Source organism: Bradyrhizobium sp. BR 10261, assembly GCF_019455395.1.
Taxonomy (GTDB): domain Bacteria; phylum Pseudomonadota; class Alphaproteobacteria; order Rhizobiales; family Xanthobacteraceae; genus Bradyrhizobium; species Bradyrhizobium manausense.
Genome location: NZ_JACOFQ010000008.1, coordinates 161025 through 175950, shown reverse-complemented (window position 1 = coordinate 175950; position 14926 = coordinate 161025). Strand labels below are relative to the sequence as shown.

13 protein-coding genes are annotated in these 14926 nt (G+C 64.7%); 7 read left to right on the top strand and 6 right to left on the bottom strand.

Annotated features, from left to right (window positions below; genetic code table 11):
- Nucleotides 1-19: 19 nt before the first annotated feature.
- Nucleotides 20-1270, bottom strand: a complete 1251-nt coding sequence (locus HYH07_RS11770; protein WP_220002643.1) for a NupC/NupG family nucleoside CNT transporter — start codon at nucleotides 1268-1270, stop codon at nucleotides 20-22.
- A gap of 158 nt (nucleotides 1271-1428) precedes the next feature.
- Here HYH07_RS11770 and HYH07_RS11765 point away from each other — a divergent pair, with 158 nt between their 5' ends.
- The 7 genes from HYH07_RS11765 to HYH07_RS11735 all read left to right on the top strand — a co-directional run bounded on the left by HYH07_RS11765 (nucleotide 1429) and on the right by HYH07_RS11735 (nucleotide 9610).
- Nucleotides 1429-2667, top strand: coding sequence for an MFS transporter (locus HYH07_RS11765; protein ID WP_220002642.1), 1239 nt, complete (start codon nucleotides 1429-1431; stop codon nucleotides 2665-2667).
- 203 nt (nucleotides 2668-2870) lie between these two features.
- Entirely contained in the window at nucleotides 2871-3755 is an 885-nt protein-coding gene (locus HYH07_RS11760; protein WP_220002641.1) for an AraC family transcriptional regulator, read from the top strand.
- Nucleotides 3756-3972: 217 nt separating this feature from the next.
- Nucleotides 3973-5046: a sugar ABC transporter substrate-binding protein gene (locus HYH07_RS11755; protein WP_057740890.1), complete on the top strand. Its 1074-nt coding sequence runs from the start codon at nucleotides 3973-3975 to the stop codon at nucleotides 5044-5046.
- Between the two features lie 62 nt (nucleotides 5047-5108).
- Complete coding sequence (locus tag HYH07_RS11750; RefSeq protein ID WP_220002640.1) at nucleotides 5109-5933, top strand: ATP-binding cassette domain-containing protein; 825 nt, start codon at nucleotides 5109-5111, stop codon at nucleotides 5931-5933.
- Nucleotides 5930-7186 carry a sugar ABC transporter permease gene (locus tag HYH07_RS11745; RefSeq protein WP_220002639.1) on the top strand — a complete coding sequence of 419 codons (1257 nt, stop codon included), beginning with the start codon at nucleotides 5930-5932 and terminating at the stop codon, nucleotides 7184-7186. The genes HYH07_RS11750 and HYH07_RS11745 overlap by 4 nt, the downstream gene beginning before the upstream one ends.
- Nucleotides 7187-7211: 25 nt before the next feature.
- Nucleotides 7212-7940, top strand: a complete 729-nt coding sequence (locus HYH07_RS11740; RefSeq protein WP_220002638.1) for an SDR family oxidoreductase — start codon at nucleotides 7212-7214, stop codon at nucleotides 7938-7940.
- A 50-nt stretch (nucleotides 7941-7990) separates the two neighbouring features.
- Nucleotides 7991-9610, top strand: coding sequence for an FGGY-family carbohydrate kinase (locus HYH07_RS11735; RefSeq protein ID WP_220002637.1), 1620 nt, complete (start codon nucleotides 7991-7993; stop codon nucleotides 9608-9610).
- Between the two features lie 110 nt (nucleotides 9611-9720).
- On the opposite strand, the gene HYH07_RS11730 is transcribed toward HYH07_RS11735, so the two are convergent.
- The 5 genes from HYH07_RS11730 to HYH07_RS11710 form a co-directional block, all read right to left on the bottom strand.
- Nucleotides 9721-10479: an SDR family oxidoreductase gene (locus HYH07_RS11730; protein WP_057740898.1), complete on the bottom strand. Its 759-nt coding sequence runs from the start codon at nucleotides 10477-10479 to the stop codon at nucleotides 9721-9723.
- A 25-nt stretch (nucleotides 10480-10504) separates the two neighbouring features.
- Nucleotides 10505-11263, bottom strand: a complete 759-nt coding sequence (locus HYH07_RS11725) for a proteasome-type protease (protein WP_057740901.1) — start codon at nucleotides 11261-11263, stop codon at nucleotides 10505-10507.
- Between the two features lie 190 nt (nucleotides 11264-11453).
- Nucleotides 11454-12302 carry a transglutaminase family protein gene (locus tag HYH07_RS11720; protein WP_220002636.1) on the bottom strand — a complete coding sequence of 283 codons (849 nt, stop codon included), beginning with the start codon at nucleotides 12300-12302 and terminating at the stop codon, nucleotides 11454-11456.
- Between the two features lie 105 nt (nucleotides 12303-12407).
- Nucleotides 12408-13352: an alpha-E domain-containing protein gene (locus tag HYH07_RS11715; RefSeq protein ID WP_057740903.1), complete on the bottom strand. Its 945-nt coding sequence runs from the start codon at nucleotides 13350-13352 to the stop codon at nucleotides 12408-12410.
- Between the two features lie 4 nt (nucleotides 13353-13356).
- Complete coding sequence (locus HYH07_RS11710) at nucleotides 13357-14775, bottom strand: circularly permuted type 2 ATP-grasp protein (RefSeq protein ID WP_220002635.1); 1419 nt, start codon at nucleotides 14773-14775, stop codon at nucleotides 13357-13359.
- Nucleotides 14776-14926 lie beyond the last annotated feature (151 nt).

Below are 14926 nucleotides of genomic sequence, written 5' to 3'. Positions count from 1 at the left end.
CAATGACGAGCGGACAGACCTACGTCAACACCCCGACGATCGCCCCCATCAGGCACGTCGTCAGCGTCCCCGATACGATCGACTTCAGCCCCAGCGCGTTGATCTCCTCGCGCCGCTCCGGCGCCATCACGCCGAGGCCGCCGATCATGATGCCGAGGCTGGCGAAATTGGCGAAGCCGCACATCGCATAGAGCATGATCAGGCGCGAGCGCGGATCGAGCGTGTCGGGCGGCAGCTTCGAGAAGTCGACATAGGCGACGAGCTCGTTGAGCACGGTCTTGGTGCCCATCAGGCTGCCGGCGGTGATCGCCTGGTCCCAGGGCAGTCCCATCAGCCAGCACACCGGCGCCATGATCAATCCCAGCACCCGCTGCAGCGAGATCGCAGCGCCCCCCACGGCAGGCAATAGCCCCAGCACCGCATTGGCGAGATAGACCAGCGCCACCAGCACCAGCAGCATCGCGACGATGTTGATCAACAGCTCGATGCCGGCGCTGGTGCCTTTCACGATTGCATCCATGGTGCCGGAGACCGCCATCTCCGGATCCTCGAGCGATCCGCCGGTGCGCTTGTCCGACGTCTCGGGGATCATGATCAGGCTGACCAGGATCGCGGCCGGCGCGCCCAGCACGGAGGCGATGACGAAATGCGCGGCTGCGTCAGGAATGAGAGGCGCAAGCAGCGTCGCATAGAGCACCAGCACGGTGCCGGCGATCCCGGCCATGCCGCCGGTCATCACCAGAAACAATTCGCTGCGCGACATCTGCGCCAGATACGGCCGCACGAACAGCGGCGCCTCGACCATGCCGAGGAAGATGTTGGCGGCGGTGGAGAGCCCGACCGCGCCGCCGACGCCCAGCGTGCGCTCCAACAGCCAGGCCATGCCGCGCACAACAGGCGGCAGCACCCGCCAATAGAACAGCAGCGTCGTCAGCACGCTCATGACCAGCACGATCGGCAGCGCCTGGAACGCCAGGATGAAATCGGCGCCCGGCACCTTCAGCTCGAAGGGCAGGGTGCCGCCGCCGACATAGCCGAACACGAAGGAGGAGCCGGCGCGCGAGGCCGCCGAGATGGCGCCGACCGCGTCGTTGATGGCCCCGAAAGCGTGCGCCACCAAAGGCACCTTCAAGAGCACGATCGCGGTGACGAAGGTGACGACGAGGCCGATCAGCGCCTGGCGCAACGAGACCGCGCGGCGATTCTCCGCGAGCGCGAAGGCGATCAGCAGCAATGCGAAAACGCCGAGTGTCGATTGCAGCCGCAGCATGATGTCCCCAAACCCCCGGTCATTATGGCCGCGCCTGCGTTGCAAACGCAATGCCGGGAATGGTGCGGGCCGTCCTGCTGTTGACATCCGGGTCCCGGTCAGCCACCCCCGGCGCGTCGATATCAAGGGCCGATCATCCGCGCGTGACCGAACAGGCGATGCCAGAGCAGTCAGGATCCATCGGTCCGCCGGCCACCGCGGGTGAGCTCCTCCGCCATCCCGCCTTCCTGTTTTTCCTGCTCGCCCGCAGCCTGTCGCGCTTTTCCAGCCAGATCGCGGCGGTCGCGATCGGCTGGCAGATCTATGATCTCACCGGCTCGGCCTTCGACCTCGGCATGGTCGGGCTGGTGCAATTCGCGCCCACCGCGCTTCTGGTGTTCGTCGCCGGCCATGCCGCCGACCGGTTCGAGCGCAAGCGCGTGGTCCAGCTCTGCCAGCTCGTGGAAGCCGCCACCGCGCTCTATCTCGCTGTCATCACCTATCTCGGCGCGGTCAGCGAAGTGCAGATCTTCATCGCGACCTTCGTGCTCGGCATTGCCGGTGCCTTCGAGAGCCCGACCATCGCGGCGCTGCTGCCGCTGATCGCGCCGCAGGGCTCGCTCCAGCGTGCGACGGCGGTCGCGAGCGGGGCGGCTCAGGTCGCGACCATCACCGGGCCCGCGCTCGGCGGCTTTGCCTACGCTATCGCACCACATCTCGCCTACACCGTGATGCTGCTGTTCTGGATTCTCGGGATGATCCTGACCGGCTTCATCCAGCCGCGTCCGCAGGCGGTCGCCAAGGAGGGAACGGATGAGGACAATATCTTTGCCGGCGTCCGCTTTATCAGGAGCAATCCGGCGATCCTCGGCACCATCTCGCTCGACCTGTTCGCCGTGCTGTTCGGCGGCGTCACCGCGCTGTTGCCGATCTATGCCCGGGACATCCTCCAGACCGGCCCGGTCGGGCTCGGCGTGCTCCGGGCTGCGCCCGCGGTCGGCGCGCTGCTGATGACCATGGTGCTGGCGCGCCACGCCATCTCCAGGCATGTCGGCCAGCGCATGTTCCAGGCGGTGATCGTGTTCGGCATCGCCACGATCGTGTTCGCGCTGTCGTCCTGGATGTGGCTGTCGGTGTTGTCGCTCGCGATCCTCGGCGCTGCCGACACGATCAGCGTCGTGATCCGCTTCTCGCTGGTGCAGCTGGCCACCCCCGACGAGATGCGCGGCCGCGTCGGCGCCGTCAACTTCCTGTTCATCAACGCCTCGAACCAGCTCGGCCAGTTCGAGAGCGGCCTGACGGCAGCCCTGTTCGGCGCCATGCCGGCGGCGGTGCTCGGCGGCGTCTGCACGGTCGCCGTGGCGCTGCTCTGGATGAAGCTGTTCCCAAGCCTGCGGAAGGTGGAGAGTCTGGAGTAGGGAAGCCCGTCGAAGCCTGAAGGCATATTGCAGCGCCCACCGAACGAATGTCAAAAGAGTATCGGTTCGGCATCTGAATCGTGGTGGCGGCAGCGGCGGCCACCCGATACGGTTTCGAGCAATAGAGAGAGCTGAGCCAAATTCAGCCATCGGGTCCGAGCCTAGACGTTTACAAACCGGGCCGGCCCAGGAGGGAACGGGATATGGAACCAGACCTGGAAGTCGTCCAGATACGGCGCGGCGAGTCGTTCAAGGCTTGGTCGCACGGGTATCCCTTCCACACGGTCAGGTGGCACTTTCATCCGGAATACGAAATCCATCAGGTCGTGGCGACCACCGGTCGCTACTTTGTTGGCGATTTCATCGGCCAGTTCGAGCCGGGCAACCTCGTGCTCACGGGACCCAACTTGCCGCATAATTGGGTGAGCGACCTGCCGGCGGACATGACCATCCCGCTGCGCGGACGCATCATCCAGTTCAGCGAAGAATTCATTGGCGACACGATGAGGCTGATGCCTGAGCTGTCGGGTCTCGGCGCGCTGCTGGAATCCTCCCGGCGCGGCGTGCTTTTTGCCGGCAGCACGAGCAAGGAGCTTGCCCCGCTGATGGAGGAGATCGTGGCGGCGAAGGGCGTGCGCCGGATCGAACTTTTCATGATGATCCTGGGGACGCTCTCCCGCGCCCGTGGTGCACTGCCGCTGTCCAGCCCGAACTATTTGCCCGACCCATCCGGCTACATGTCGGCGGGGATGAACAAGGCGCTCGCCTTCATCCGCGAGAACCTCACGCAGCCGTTCAGCGAAGCCGATCTCGCCGCGATCGCGGGCCAGTCGCAAAGCGCGTTCTCTCGCTCGTTCCGCCGGCACACGGGGATGTCGCTGGTGCAATATGTCAAGCGGCTCCGCATCAATCTCGCCTGCCAGATCCTGATGAGCGACGAACACGCGTCCATCACCGACATCTGCTTCCAGGTCGGCTTCAACAATCTCTCCAATTTCAATCGCCAGTTCCTGGCCGAGAAGGGCATGCCGCCTTCGCGCTTCAGGCGGTTGCTGGCGGACAACATCAACGCGGCACGCGCCGCCTAACCGGGAGGAGCAAGGGAGGAGGACGATTACGGGAAGAATGACGCGGGCGCGCCGATGGCGGCCTGCGAAGGAGATCGTCTGTCCGAAAATTCCGCGTGGCTTCGGAGGCTATCGGCGCTGACCGCCGTTCTCATCCGGCTGCGGAAGCAGGGATGGCTTGTCTCCAAGACATCAACGAGCAGCACTTTAACACCCAGTTTCCGAAAGGGAAGTCCGAATGACAAAGCCCTCGCTCAAGACTATTTGCTCGGCCGCTCTCGCCCTGTCGCTACTCGGCGCAACGGCCATGTCCTCGCGTGCCGCGGAGGTGAAGGATGCAACCGTCGCGTTCCTGATGCCCGACCAGGCCTCAACCCGCTACGAACAGCACGACTATCCAGGCTTTGCTGCCGAGATGAAGAAGCTCTGCGCCAGCTGCAAGGTCGTCTACCAGAATGCCAGTGCGGACGCCGCGCGCCAGCAACAGCAGTTCAACTCGGTGATCTCGCAGGGCGCCAAGGTGATCGTGCTCGATCCGGTCGACTCGGCCGCCGCCGCTTCGCTGGTGAAGATGGCACAGTCCCAGGGCATCAAGGTGATCGCCTATGATCGCCCGATCCCGGACGCCAAGGCCGACTTCTACGTCTCCTTCGACAATGAAGGCATCGGCAAGGCCATCTCGGAATCGCTGGTCAAGCATCTGAAGGACGCCAAGGTCACGCCGAAGGAAGGTGAGGGCGTGCTCCAGATCAACGGATCGCCTACCGATGCCGCCGCGGGGCTCATCAAGAAGGGCATCCACGCGGGCCTGGACAACAGCGGCTATCCGATCCTCGCCGAATACGACACGCCGGACTGGGCGCCGCCCAAGGCGCAGCAATGGGCGAGCGGCCAGGTCACCCGCTTCGGCAAGAAGATCCTTGGCGTCGTCGCTGCCAACGACGGTACGGGCGGTGGCGCGATTGCCGCGCTCAAGGCCGCCGGTGTCGAGCCGGTGCCTCCGGTGACGGGCAACGATGCGACGATCGCCGCGCTTCAGCTCATCATCGCCGGCGATCAGTACAACACGATCTCCAAGCCCAGCGAGATCGTTGCAGCGGCCGCGGCCCAGGCGGCGGTGGAGTTCCTCTCGGGCGGCACGCCCAAGCCGGAAACCACGCTCTTTAATACGCCATCAAAGTTGTTCATTCCGGCTGTCGTGACCGAGCAGAACCTGAAGGCGGAGATCATCGACAAGAAGATCCAGACCGCCGATCAGCTCTGCACCGGCCGATATGCTGCCGGATGCAAGAAGCTCGGCATCACGCAGTAAGCGAAGCAGCGTCCCGGCCGCTCAACGCGGCCGGGACGAACGAAGAGAAAGCGTAAGCGGACATGTCCACGATCCCGGATGTCGACCACCCGCGGGAGGGGCCAGGCAAACTGGTGCTGAGGCTTCGCGGCATTTCGAAGAATTTCGGCGCGGTGTCCGCCCTTGCCGATGTCGACCTCGACGTCCATGCCGGCGAGGTCGTGGCGCTTGTCGGTGACAACGGCGCCGGGAAGTCCACGCTGGTGAAGATTCTGGCCGGCGTGCACCAGCCTACGTCCGGGACGATCGACTTCGATGGCGAACAGGTCGTCCTGTCCGATCCGGCCACGGCGCTCGGCCTCGGCATCGCCACCGTCTTCCAGGATCTGGCGCTCTGCGAGAATCTCGACGTGGTCGCCAATATCTTCCTCGGCCGCGAGCTCAATCCTGTCAGGCTCGATGAGGTGTCCATGGAGATCCGGGCCTGGACGTTGCTCAACGAATTGTCGGCCCGCATTCCGAGCGTGCGCGAACCCGTCGCGTCGCTGTCTGGCGGGCAGCGCCAGACCGTGGCGATCGCGCGCTCGCTGCTGACCGAGCCGAAGCTCATTCTGCTCGACGAGCCGACAGCAGCGCTCGGCGTCGCGCAGACCGCAGAGGTGCTCGACCTGATCGAGCGCGTGCGCGCCCGCGGCCTCGGTGTCATCGTGATCAGTCACAACATGGAGGACGTGCGCGCCGTTGCCGACCGCATCGTGGTGCTGCGCCTCGGCCGCAACAACGGCGAGTTCGGACCCGATGTGTCCAACCAGGATCTGGTCACGGCCATCACGGGGGCCGACGAGAATTCGGTCTCCCGGCGTGCCAGCCGACGCGGCGCGGAGCCGTCGCGGGAGGTGCCGATATGACCGACGACACGCAACGAGTCTCGGCCGCGCGGTTGCTGGACCGTCGCGACGAGCGCGTCGCGCATGCTGATACGCTCCGCGGCATGATCGGCGCCTTTGTCGACCGCGTGCGGTCGGGCGACCTCGGCTCTCTGCCGGTGGTGGTCGGCCTCTTGATCATCTGCACCGCATTCCAGAGCCTCAATCCGGTCTTCCTGGCGCCTGACAATCTGGTCAATCTGCTGTTCGATTGCTCGACCGTAGGCGTCATCTCGCTCGGCATCGTTTGTATCCTGATGGTCGGCGAGATCGACCTCTCTGTCGGCTCGGTGAGTGGCTTCTCCTCTGCGTTGATCGGCGTGCTCTGGGTCAACCAGGATTGGCCCGTGGCGGTGGCTGTTATCACGGCGCTGGTGCTGGGCGCCTCGATCGGCGCCCTCTATGCCTTCCTGTTCAATCGGCTGGGTATGCCGAGCTTCGTCTCGACGCTGTCAGGCCTGTTGGCATGGCTCGGCCTGCAACTCTATCTGCTCGGCTCGTCCGGCTCGATCAACCTTCCTTATGGATCGCCGCTGGTCAATTTCGGGCAGATGCTGGTCATGCCGCCGATCGTATCCTACACGCTGGCGGCACTTGCCGGCGTGGTCGTGTTCGCGACCGGCTACCGCATGGCCGCGCGCAGGCGCGCGGCGGGATTGTCTGCAAGCACGCTCGGCCACCTCCTGCTGAAGGCTGCGCTTGTTATCATCGTGCTCGAATTCATCGTCTACTATCTCAATCTCGCGCGTGGCGTCCCGTGGATGTTCGGCCTGTTCGTCGGCTTGTGCGTGGTCATGAACTACGCGCTGAAGCGGACCAAATGGGGCCGCTCGATGAGTGCGGTCGGAGGCAATCGCGAGGCCGCCCGTCGTGCCGGCATCAATGTTCGCCGGATCTATGCAAGCGCCTTCATGCTGTGCTCGACGCTCGCGGCCGCCGGCGGTATCCTCGCGGCCGCCAGGCTCGCATCGTCCAGCCAGCAGGCTGGCACGGGCGACGTGAACCTCAACGCCATCGCAGCCGCGGTCATCGGCGGCACCAGCCTGTTTGGGGGGCGCGGCAGCGCCTATTCCGCACTGCTCGGCATCATCGTCATCCAGTCGATTGCCAGCGGCCTCACGCTGCTCGATCTCTCTTCGTCGCTTCGGTACATGATCACCGGCGCCGTGCTTGCCGTTGCAGTCATCGTCGACTCGCTCGCACGACGCTCGCGTGTCTCCCATGGCCGAGCCTAAACAAACTCCAACAAGAGGACCGACCGTGGGCCAGGAACTTGCAGGAAAAGTTGCCGCCATCACCGGTGCCGCCTCTGGCATCGGTCTCGAATGCGCCAGGACGATGATCGAATCCGGTGCGCGCGTCGTGCTGGTCGATCGGGCAGAGGAGGCGCTGAACAAGGTCTGTTCCGAGCTTGGCGAGAACGCGATCCCGCTGCGTATCGACCTCACTGATCATGCGAGCATGGCATGCATGATGCCGCAAGTGCTGGAAAAAGTGGGCCGGCTCGACATCTTCCATGCCAATGCCGGTACCTATGTCGGCGGCGAGGTGCTTGGCGGCGACCCCGACGCGTGGGACCGCATGCTCAACCTCAACGTCAACGCGCTGTTTCGCTCCATCCACGCGGTGCTGCCGCACATGGTAGAGCGCAAGAGCGGTGACATCATCGTCACCAGTTCGATCGCCGGTCTCGTTCCCGTCGTCTGGGAGCCGATCTACACCGCCTCGAAACATGCCGTGCAGGCCTTTGTCCATACCGTGCGTCGGCAGGTCGCAAAATATGGCCTGCGCGTCGGCGCCGTGGCGCCGGGCCCGGTCGTGACCGCGCTGATCAGCGACTGGCCGAAGGAGAAGCTCGACGCAGAGATGGCGGCAGGGGGCCTCATCCAGCCCACGGAGGTAGCGCAGGCGGTGCTCTTCATGTTGACCCGTCCGAGAAACGTCACGATCCGCGACCTCGTGATCCTGCCGCAGAGCAACGATCTATAGCGCTTCCGCATCTGCGATCTGAACGTTGCTGCATGGTGAGGGTCTCCGCGATGACGCGTCATTTTCTGGGTATCGACGTCGGCACGGGCAGTGCGCGAGCCGGAATCTTTGATCGCTCCGGCAGGCTTGTCGCCACCGACAGGGCCGACATCACGCTTTGGCGCGAGGCTGGCGATATTGTCGAGCAATCGAGCGAGGACGTCTGGCGCGCCGTATGCCGCAGCGTGCGCGGCGCGGTCGGAAAGGCCGGCATCGCGCCTGACAGTATTGCCGGAATTGGTTTCGACGCGACCTGCTCGCTGGTGGTGCTGGGCAGTGGCGGCGCGCCGCTTGCCGTGGGGCCGTCCGGCGACCCGGCCCGCAATATCATCGTATGGATGGACCACCGCGCCATCGATCAAGCGCGCCGGATCAACCGCACTGGCGCGAAAGTTTTGGACTATGTCGGGGGGACGATCTCACCCGAGATGGAGACGCCGAAACTGCTATGGCTTGCCGAGAACATGCCGCGCAGCTTTGCGGACGCCTGGCAGTTCCTGGACCTGACCGATTTCCTGACCTGGCGCGCAACGGGGAGCCTTGCTCGCTCCACCTGCACCGTCACGTGCAAGTGGACTTATCTCGGCCACGAAGACCGCTGGGACGCCGACTTCTTTCGTGCGATCGGGCTCGGCTCGCTGGCGGACGAGCAGTTTCGTCGGATCGGCACCGAGATCGTGCCCGGCGGGACACGGCTCGGCGCCGGCCTGACGGTGGAGGCCGCGAGCGACCTTGGCCTGATGTCGGGCACATCGGTTGCGGCAGGTCTCATCGACGCCCATGCCGGCGGTGTCGGCACGGTAGGCGCCCGCGGAGCTGCCGGGACGGTACTCACGCGCATGGCCTACGTGTTCGGAACGTCCGCCTGCACCATGACAACGACGAGGGAGCCGACGTTCGTTCCCGGCGTTTGGGGGCCTTATTTCTCGGCCATGGTGCCGCGCCTATGGCTCAATGAGGGCGGACAGTCAGTCGCCGGTGCAGCCATTGACCATCTCATCCAGATGCATCCCTATTCCGCGCAGGCCACGGAGGCGGCAGGTCAGGATCAGCGGTTGCCCTCCGACTGGCTCGCTTCGGAAGTGGAGGTGCGCGGCGGTGCGGGGATGATCAAGGAATTGGTCGGCGAACTTCATGTCGTGCCGGAATTTCTCGGCAACCGCGCGCCCTTCGCCGATCCCGATGCGCGCGCGCTGATCGCTGGACTGGATATGCGCGCGGACCTGGAGAGCTTGCTCGCCCTCTATCTTGCCGGCCTGTGCGGCCTTGGTTACGGCGCGAGGCAGATCGTGCGCGCCCAGCAGGACAAAGGCATCGCCATCGATACGATCGTCGTCAGCGGAGGTGCGGCCCAGAGCCGCCTGGTGCGGCAGGTGCTCGCCGATACGACCGGCTTGACCGTTGCTGCTTCGGCATCCCCCGAGCCCGTGTTGCTCGGCTCCGCGATGCTCGGGGCGGTTGCGTCCGGCGATCACGTGAGCGTTGCGGAGGCGATGGAGGCGATGTCGGCTCTGGGAGAAATACATACGCCCCACGCAGTCCTGGCAGGCTGGAACGAGAAGCGCTTCGCAGCCTTCGAGGCCTTGCAGCAGGTCGGCCGATCAATCCGTGCGGGGCGGGCGGATGTTTGAGCGCCCGCAACGACGATTGTTGAGATAGCGCGCGGACTTACGTTGCGTCACCCCGGCAGGAGACGCCTTCCGGCGTCTACTGTGCATGGGGTTGTTTTCGCAGTTTGGCGCTAGCCCCGCCCCACGAACGGCATCTTGGTCGCCATGACGGTCATGAACAGCACGTTGGCATCGAGCGGCAGGCCGGCCATGTAGGCGACGGCATCGCCGACCGCCTTCGCGTCCATGCGCGGCTCGTGCTTGGTGGTGCCGTCCGGCTGCAGCACGCCGGGGCCGTTGACCATGCGATCGGTCATCGGCGTCGCGGCATTGCCGATGTCGACCTGGCCGACCGCGATGTCATACATGCGGCCGTCGAGGTTGCTGGCCTTGGTGAGGCCGGTGATGGCGTGCTTGGTCGAGGTGTAGGCCGCCGAGAAGGGCCGCGGCGCATGCGCCGAGATCGAGCCGTTGTTGATGATGCGGCCCCCCCGCGGGCTCTGGTCCTTCATGATGCGGAAGGCATGCTGGGTGCACAGGAACGGACCGGTGAGGTTGGTGTTCACCACCGCCTGCCACTGCTCGAGGCTGAGGTCCTCGAAATTGACGGCGGGCGCGCCCATGCCGGCATTGTTGAACAGCACGTCGAGACGGCCATAGGTCGCCTTCACCTTGTCGAACAGCGCTGCGATGGAATCAGGCTTGGTCATGTCGGCGGTGACGCAGAGGCTCTTGCCCGCGGGGCCGAGCTTGGCGGTCTCCTCGAGCATCTCCAGGCGGCGGCCGGCGAGCACCACGGTGAAGCCGGTGTTCATCAGCGCCAGTGCCGCCGCGCGTCCGACACCGGTGCCAGCGCCCGTCACCAGGGCGATCTTTTTTGCTTCACTCATCGTTTCCTGCCTTTTCTTTCTGTTGTCAGGTCTTGGGTTCTTTTTCGTTCTTGTAAGGCGGCCGGGGAATGTTCTGATGCGCGGCGCGCAAGGCCGCCGACCAGCGCGAGCGCAGGTCGTGGAAATAGGGCTCGCCCGCCTCGATGCGGTGGTTGAGATCGGCCTCGCAGGCGTCCGTGCGCACCACCAGCACGTCGATGGGAAGGCCGACGCCGAGATTCGAGCGCATCGTCGAATCCATCGAGATCAGGCCGGTCTTCAGCGCCTCGTAGAGCTCGACGTCGTAATGCATGGCGCGGTCAAGCACCGGCTTGCCGTATTTGTGCTCGCCGATCTGCAAGTAGGGCGTGTCGGTGGTGCACTCGATGAAATTGCCGGCGGTGTAGACCATGAACAGCCGCATGCGCGCGCCCTTGATCTGGCCGCCGAACAGGAAGGAGACGTCGAAGGAGACGTCCTCGGACTTCAGCGCCGGCCCTTCGGTCGCGTGCACGGCCCGGATCGCCCGGCCGATACGCTGGGCGGCCTGGAACATGGTCGGCGCGTTCATCAGCGTCTCGATCTCGCCCGTGTTGGGGTCTTCGAGGCCTTCGGTCAGCGTGGACAGCACCGACTGGCTGATGGCGAGGTTGCCGGCACTGGCGATCGCCATGATGCGGTCGCCGGGCTTGGAGAAGATATGCAGCTTGCGGAAGGTCGAGACATTGTCGAGGCCGGCATTGGTGCGGGTGTCGGCGATCATCACCAGACCGTCCCGAACCAGGATTCCGCAGCAATAGGTCATTTCCAGTCCCCGAACGCGTTTGCGCGGACTTACTAGCCAATTTCGCCGCCCGCTCCAACCCCCGATTCCCCGGGGATGGCTGTCATTCCGGGGCGCACGTCAGCGCGAAATCCGGAATCCATCTCTCCTCTAACTCCGCGGCCCGATGGATTCCGGGTTCGATGCATCGCATCGACCCCGGAATGACAATCTATCCCTGCCGCTGCGACTGTGATTGCGACTGCCCGCCGCGGCCGGCCTGCTCGACCTTGACTGCGACGGTCAGCGTCTCCGCGCCGCCGCCGTAACGGGTGCCGCGCACGGGGGCCGCGCCGAGATAGTCGAGCCCGATTGCGACGCGGACATGGGCATCAGTCGTGCAGATGCTGTTGGCGGGATCGAAGCCGACCCAGCCGAGATCAGGCACATAGGCTTCGGCCCAGGCGTGGCCGGCGTCCTGATGCACGGTGCCGTCGGAGCGCAGGAAATGCCCGGACACGAAGCGCGCCGGCACGCCGCCGGTGCGGGCGCAGGCGATGAAGATATGCGCATAGTCCTGGCAGACGCCGCGCTTCAGCGTGAACGCTTCGGCGGCCGAGGTGCCGCTGTTGGTCGGATCCTCGTCGAAAGTCATGTGATCGCTGATCTCGCTCATCAGCGTGTGCAGGAAGCCGAGCGTGTCGCTCTCGGCCTCGCTGCGCAACTGACGCGCGACCGCCGCCATCGCCGGATTGACTGCCGTCAGGTCGGTGGTGCGCAGGAACATGTCGGTGGGAAAGCGCTCGTCGGCACCGCGCAGCACCCCGCCGGTGTCGTGGGTTTCGATCAGACCTTCGGCGGTGATCCGGATGTCGCTGACGGGCCCGCAGGACAGCACATGGGTGACGTTGCCGAACGCGTCCTCGTGCATGTCGAGCTTGGTGTCGGTGGAGACGTCGATCTGCCATTCGGCCACATATTGCCCGTCATGGCTGCACGGGGTCATGCGCAGGATCTGGATCACGCTCGTCGCAGCCGGCTCGTAGCGATAGGTCGTGGTGTGCTGGATTCGCAGGCGCATGGTGGACCATTTTTCTTGCGTCATTCCGAGGCGGTGCGCAGCACCGAACCCGGAATCTCGAGATTCCGGGTTCGCCCTTCGGGCGCCCCGGAATGACGGCGTATGTCAAATCAAATACTGCTTCGTGATGATTTCGCCCAGCCTGGAATTGTCAGCGATGAATTCCTGAATGAATTCATGCACGCCATGCTGGAAAATGTCGTTCATGTTGCTGTGTTCGAGCCGGTTGCGGATGCCGCGGGCGTGGCGCTGGGCCGGGCCCTGGCGGCCATAGGCGACGCCGATCTGGTCGAGATTGCGCACGAGATTCTCGTAGCAGCTCGCCAGCGAGCGCGGCAGCGTGCCGTTGAGGATGAGCAGGTCCGCGACCAGCCACGGCTTCAGCGTCTCGCGATAGACCCAGTGATAGGCCGTCAACGCGGAGACCGAGCGCAGGATCGAGCTCCACTGATAGAAGTCGAGCGGGCCGCCGACATGCTCCTCCTCCGGCAGCAGCACGTGATACTTCACGTCGAGAATGCGCGCGGTGTTGTCGGCGCGCTCCAGATGCAGGCCGAGGCGGGAGAACCAGTAGGCGTCATTGCGCAGCATGGTCCGGTAGGCCGAGCCGTCGAAGCGCAGCGAGGTCTCCTGCACGAAGCGCAGGAACTTTGCAAGCTCTTCGCGGGTCGAGGTGCCCTTGCTCCAGACCTCCTGCAACTCGATCCAGGCCGAGTTGATGGTGTCCCACATCTCGCTGGTCAGCGCCGTGCGCACCGAGCGCGAATTCAGCCGCGCCGCCTCGATGCAGTTCCTGATCGAAGAGGGATTGTCGGCCGAGAACGAGAGGTAGTCGACGACGTTGTGCTCGTTGGCTTCCTCATGGGTCTGATAGAAGCTTTCCGCGACGCCGGCGGTGAGCAGCGCGGAATCCCATTCGTTGGTCTTGCCGATATAGGTGGCGGGAAGCGCGGTGACGCGCAGGGTCGCATCGATGGTGCGTGCGAGATATTCGGCCCGTTCGACATAGCGGGCGAGCCAGTAGAGGTTTTCGGCGGTACGCGACAGCATCTCTCTACTCGTCCAAAATCCAGGTGTCTTTGGTACCGCCGCCCTGGCTCGAATTCACCACGAGCGAGCCTTCCTTCAGCGCCACACGCGTCAGCCCGCCCGGCACGATGGTCGTGCTCTTGCTGCCGGTCAGCACGAAGGGGCGAAGGTCGACATGGCGCGGGGCGAGGCCGGAGGCCGTGCAGGTCGGGCAGGTCGAGAGCGCCAGCGTCGGCTGCGCGATAAAGCCCTCCGGCTCGCGCTTCAGCTTCTCGCGGAAGGCCTCGATCGTCGCCTTGGTGGCGGCGGGGCCGATCAGCATGCCGTAGCCGCCCGAGCCGTGCACCTCCTTGACGACGAGCTCGCTGAGATTGTCCAGCACATAGGCCAGATCTTTCGGCTCGCGGCAGCGCCAGGTCGGCACGTTCTTCAGGATCGGCTCCTCGCCGAGATAGAATTTCACGATGTCGGGCATGTAGGAGTAGATCGCCTTGTCGTCGGCGATGCCGGTGCCGACCGCGTTGGCGAGCGTGATGTTGCCGGCCGCGTAGGCCGACATCAATCCAGGTACGCCGAGAACGGAGTCCGGGCGGAAGGTGAGGGGGTCGATGAAATCGTCGTCGACGCGGCGGTAGATCACGTCGACACGTTTGAGCCCTTCCGTCGTCCGCATGAACACTTCGTTGTTCTTGACGACGAGGTCGCGGCCTTCGACGAGCTCGACGCCGAGCTTGTCGGCAAGGAAGGAGTGCTCGTAATAGGCGGAGTTGTAGACGCCCGGCGTGAGCAGCGCGACCGTCGGCTCGCTCGATGCGCTGTGCGGTGCGACCGAGCGCAGCGCGGCGAGCAGCTCATCCGGATAACGCTCGACCGGCGCCACCCTGTGGCGGGCGAACAGATCCGGAAACAGCCGCATCATGATCTCGCGGTTTTCCAGCATGTAGGACACACCCGAGGGCGTGCGCGCATTGTCCTCAAGCACGATGAAGTCTTCGGCGTCGACCCGGACGATGTCGATGCCGGCGATGTGCACGTAGACGTCGTGCGGCACCTGCTGGCCGTTCATCTCCGGACGGAAGACCGGATTCTGGAAGATCAGATCCTCGGGCACGACCTCGGCGCGAAGGATGTCGCGGCCGTGATAGATGTCGCGCAGGAACATGTTCAGCGCCTTGACGCGCTGCTTCAGCCCCTTTTCCAGTACCGTCCATTCCTTGCCGGACATGATGCGCGGGATGACGTCGAACGGGATCAGGCGTTCGGTGGATTCGGAGTCCCCGTAGACGGCGAAGGTGATGCCGATCCGGCGGAACAGGAGCTCGGCCTCCTGGCGGCGATATTCGAGCGCCTCGGGAGGCGTCTCCTTGAGCCAGCGCGCCAGCTCCTGATAGGCGGGGCGAAGGTCCCCGCCGGGAATATTCATTTCATCAAACGCGACTGCCATAGATCCCGACTTGTCTCCGCAAGGCCTTGCGCCATGTGGCAGGTCGTCTGGCCTTGGTGAAGACCGCAACGTCCTGGCCATGCGGCAAGAGTGCATGACTTTCCTGTGGTAGCAAGGGGCGGGCCAGCGCGATAAGCATTGAGAGAGGGCA

Bases quoted from the DNA above. Each gene is read 5' to 3' on its own strand.
- HYH07_RS11770 (WP_220002643.1), bottom strand. From the start codon at position 1,270: ATGCTGCGGCTGCAATCGACACTCGGCGTTTTCGCATTGCTGCTGATC.
- HYH07_RS11765 (WP_220002642.1), top strand. From the start codon at position 1,429: ATGCCAGAGCAGTCAGGATCCATCGGTCCGCCGGCCACCGCGGGTGAG.
- HYH07_RS11760 (WP_220002641.1), top strand. From the start codon at position 2,871: ATGGAACCAGACCTGGAAGTCGTCCAGATACGGCGCGGCGAGTCGTTC.
- HYH07_RS11755 (WP_057740890.1), top strand. From the start codon at position 3,973: ATGACAAAGCCCTCGCTCAAGACTATTTGCTCGGCCGCTCTCGCCCTG.
- HYH07_RS11750 (WP_220002640.1), top strand. From the start codon at position 5,109: ATGTCCACGATCCCGGATGTCGACCACCCGCGGGAGGGGCCAGGCAAA.
- HYH07_RS11745 (WP_220002639.1), top strand. From the start codon at position 5,930: ATGACCGACGACACGCAACGAGTCTCGGCCGCGCGGTTGCTGGACCGT.
- HYH07_RS11735 (WP_220002637.1), top strand. From the start codon at position 7,991: ATGACGCGTCATTTTCTGGGTATCGACGTCGGCACGGGCAGTGCGCGA.
- HYH07_RS11730 (WP_057740898.1), bottom strand. From the start codon at position 10,479: ATGAGTGAAGCAAAAAAGATCGCCCTGGTGACGGGCGCTGGCACCGGT.
- HYH07_RS11725 (WP_057740901.1), bottom strand. From the start codon at position 11,263: ATGACCTATTGCTGCGGAATCCTGGTTCGGGACGGTCTGGTGATGATC.
- HYH07_RS11720 (WP_220002636.1), bottom strand. From the start codon at position 12,302: ATGCGCCTGCGAATCCAGCACACCACGACCTATCGCTACGAGCCGGCT.
- HYH07_RS11715 (WP_057740903.1), bottom strand. From the start codon at position 13,352: ATGCTGTCGCGTACCGCCGAAAACCTCTACTGGCTCGCCCGCTATGTC.
- HYH07_RS11710 (WP_220002635.1), bottom strand. From the start codon at position 14,775: ATGGCAGTCGCGTTTGATGAAATGAATATTCCCGGCGGGGACCTTCGC.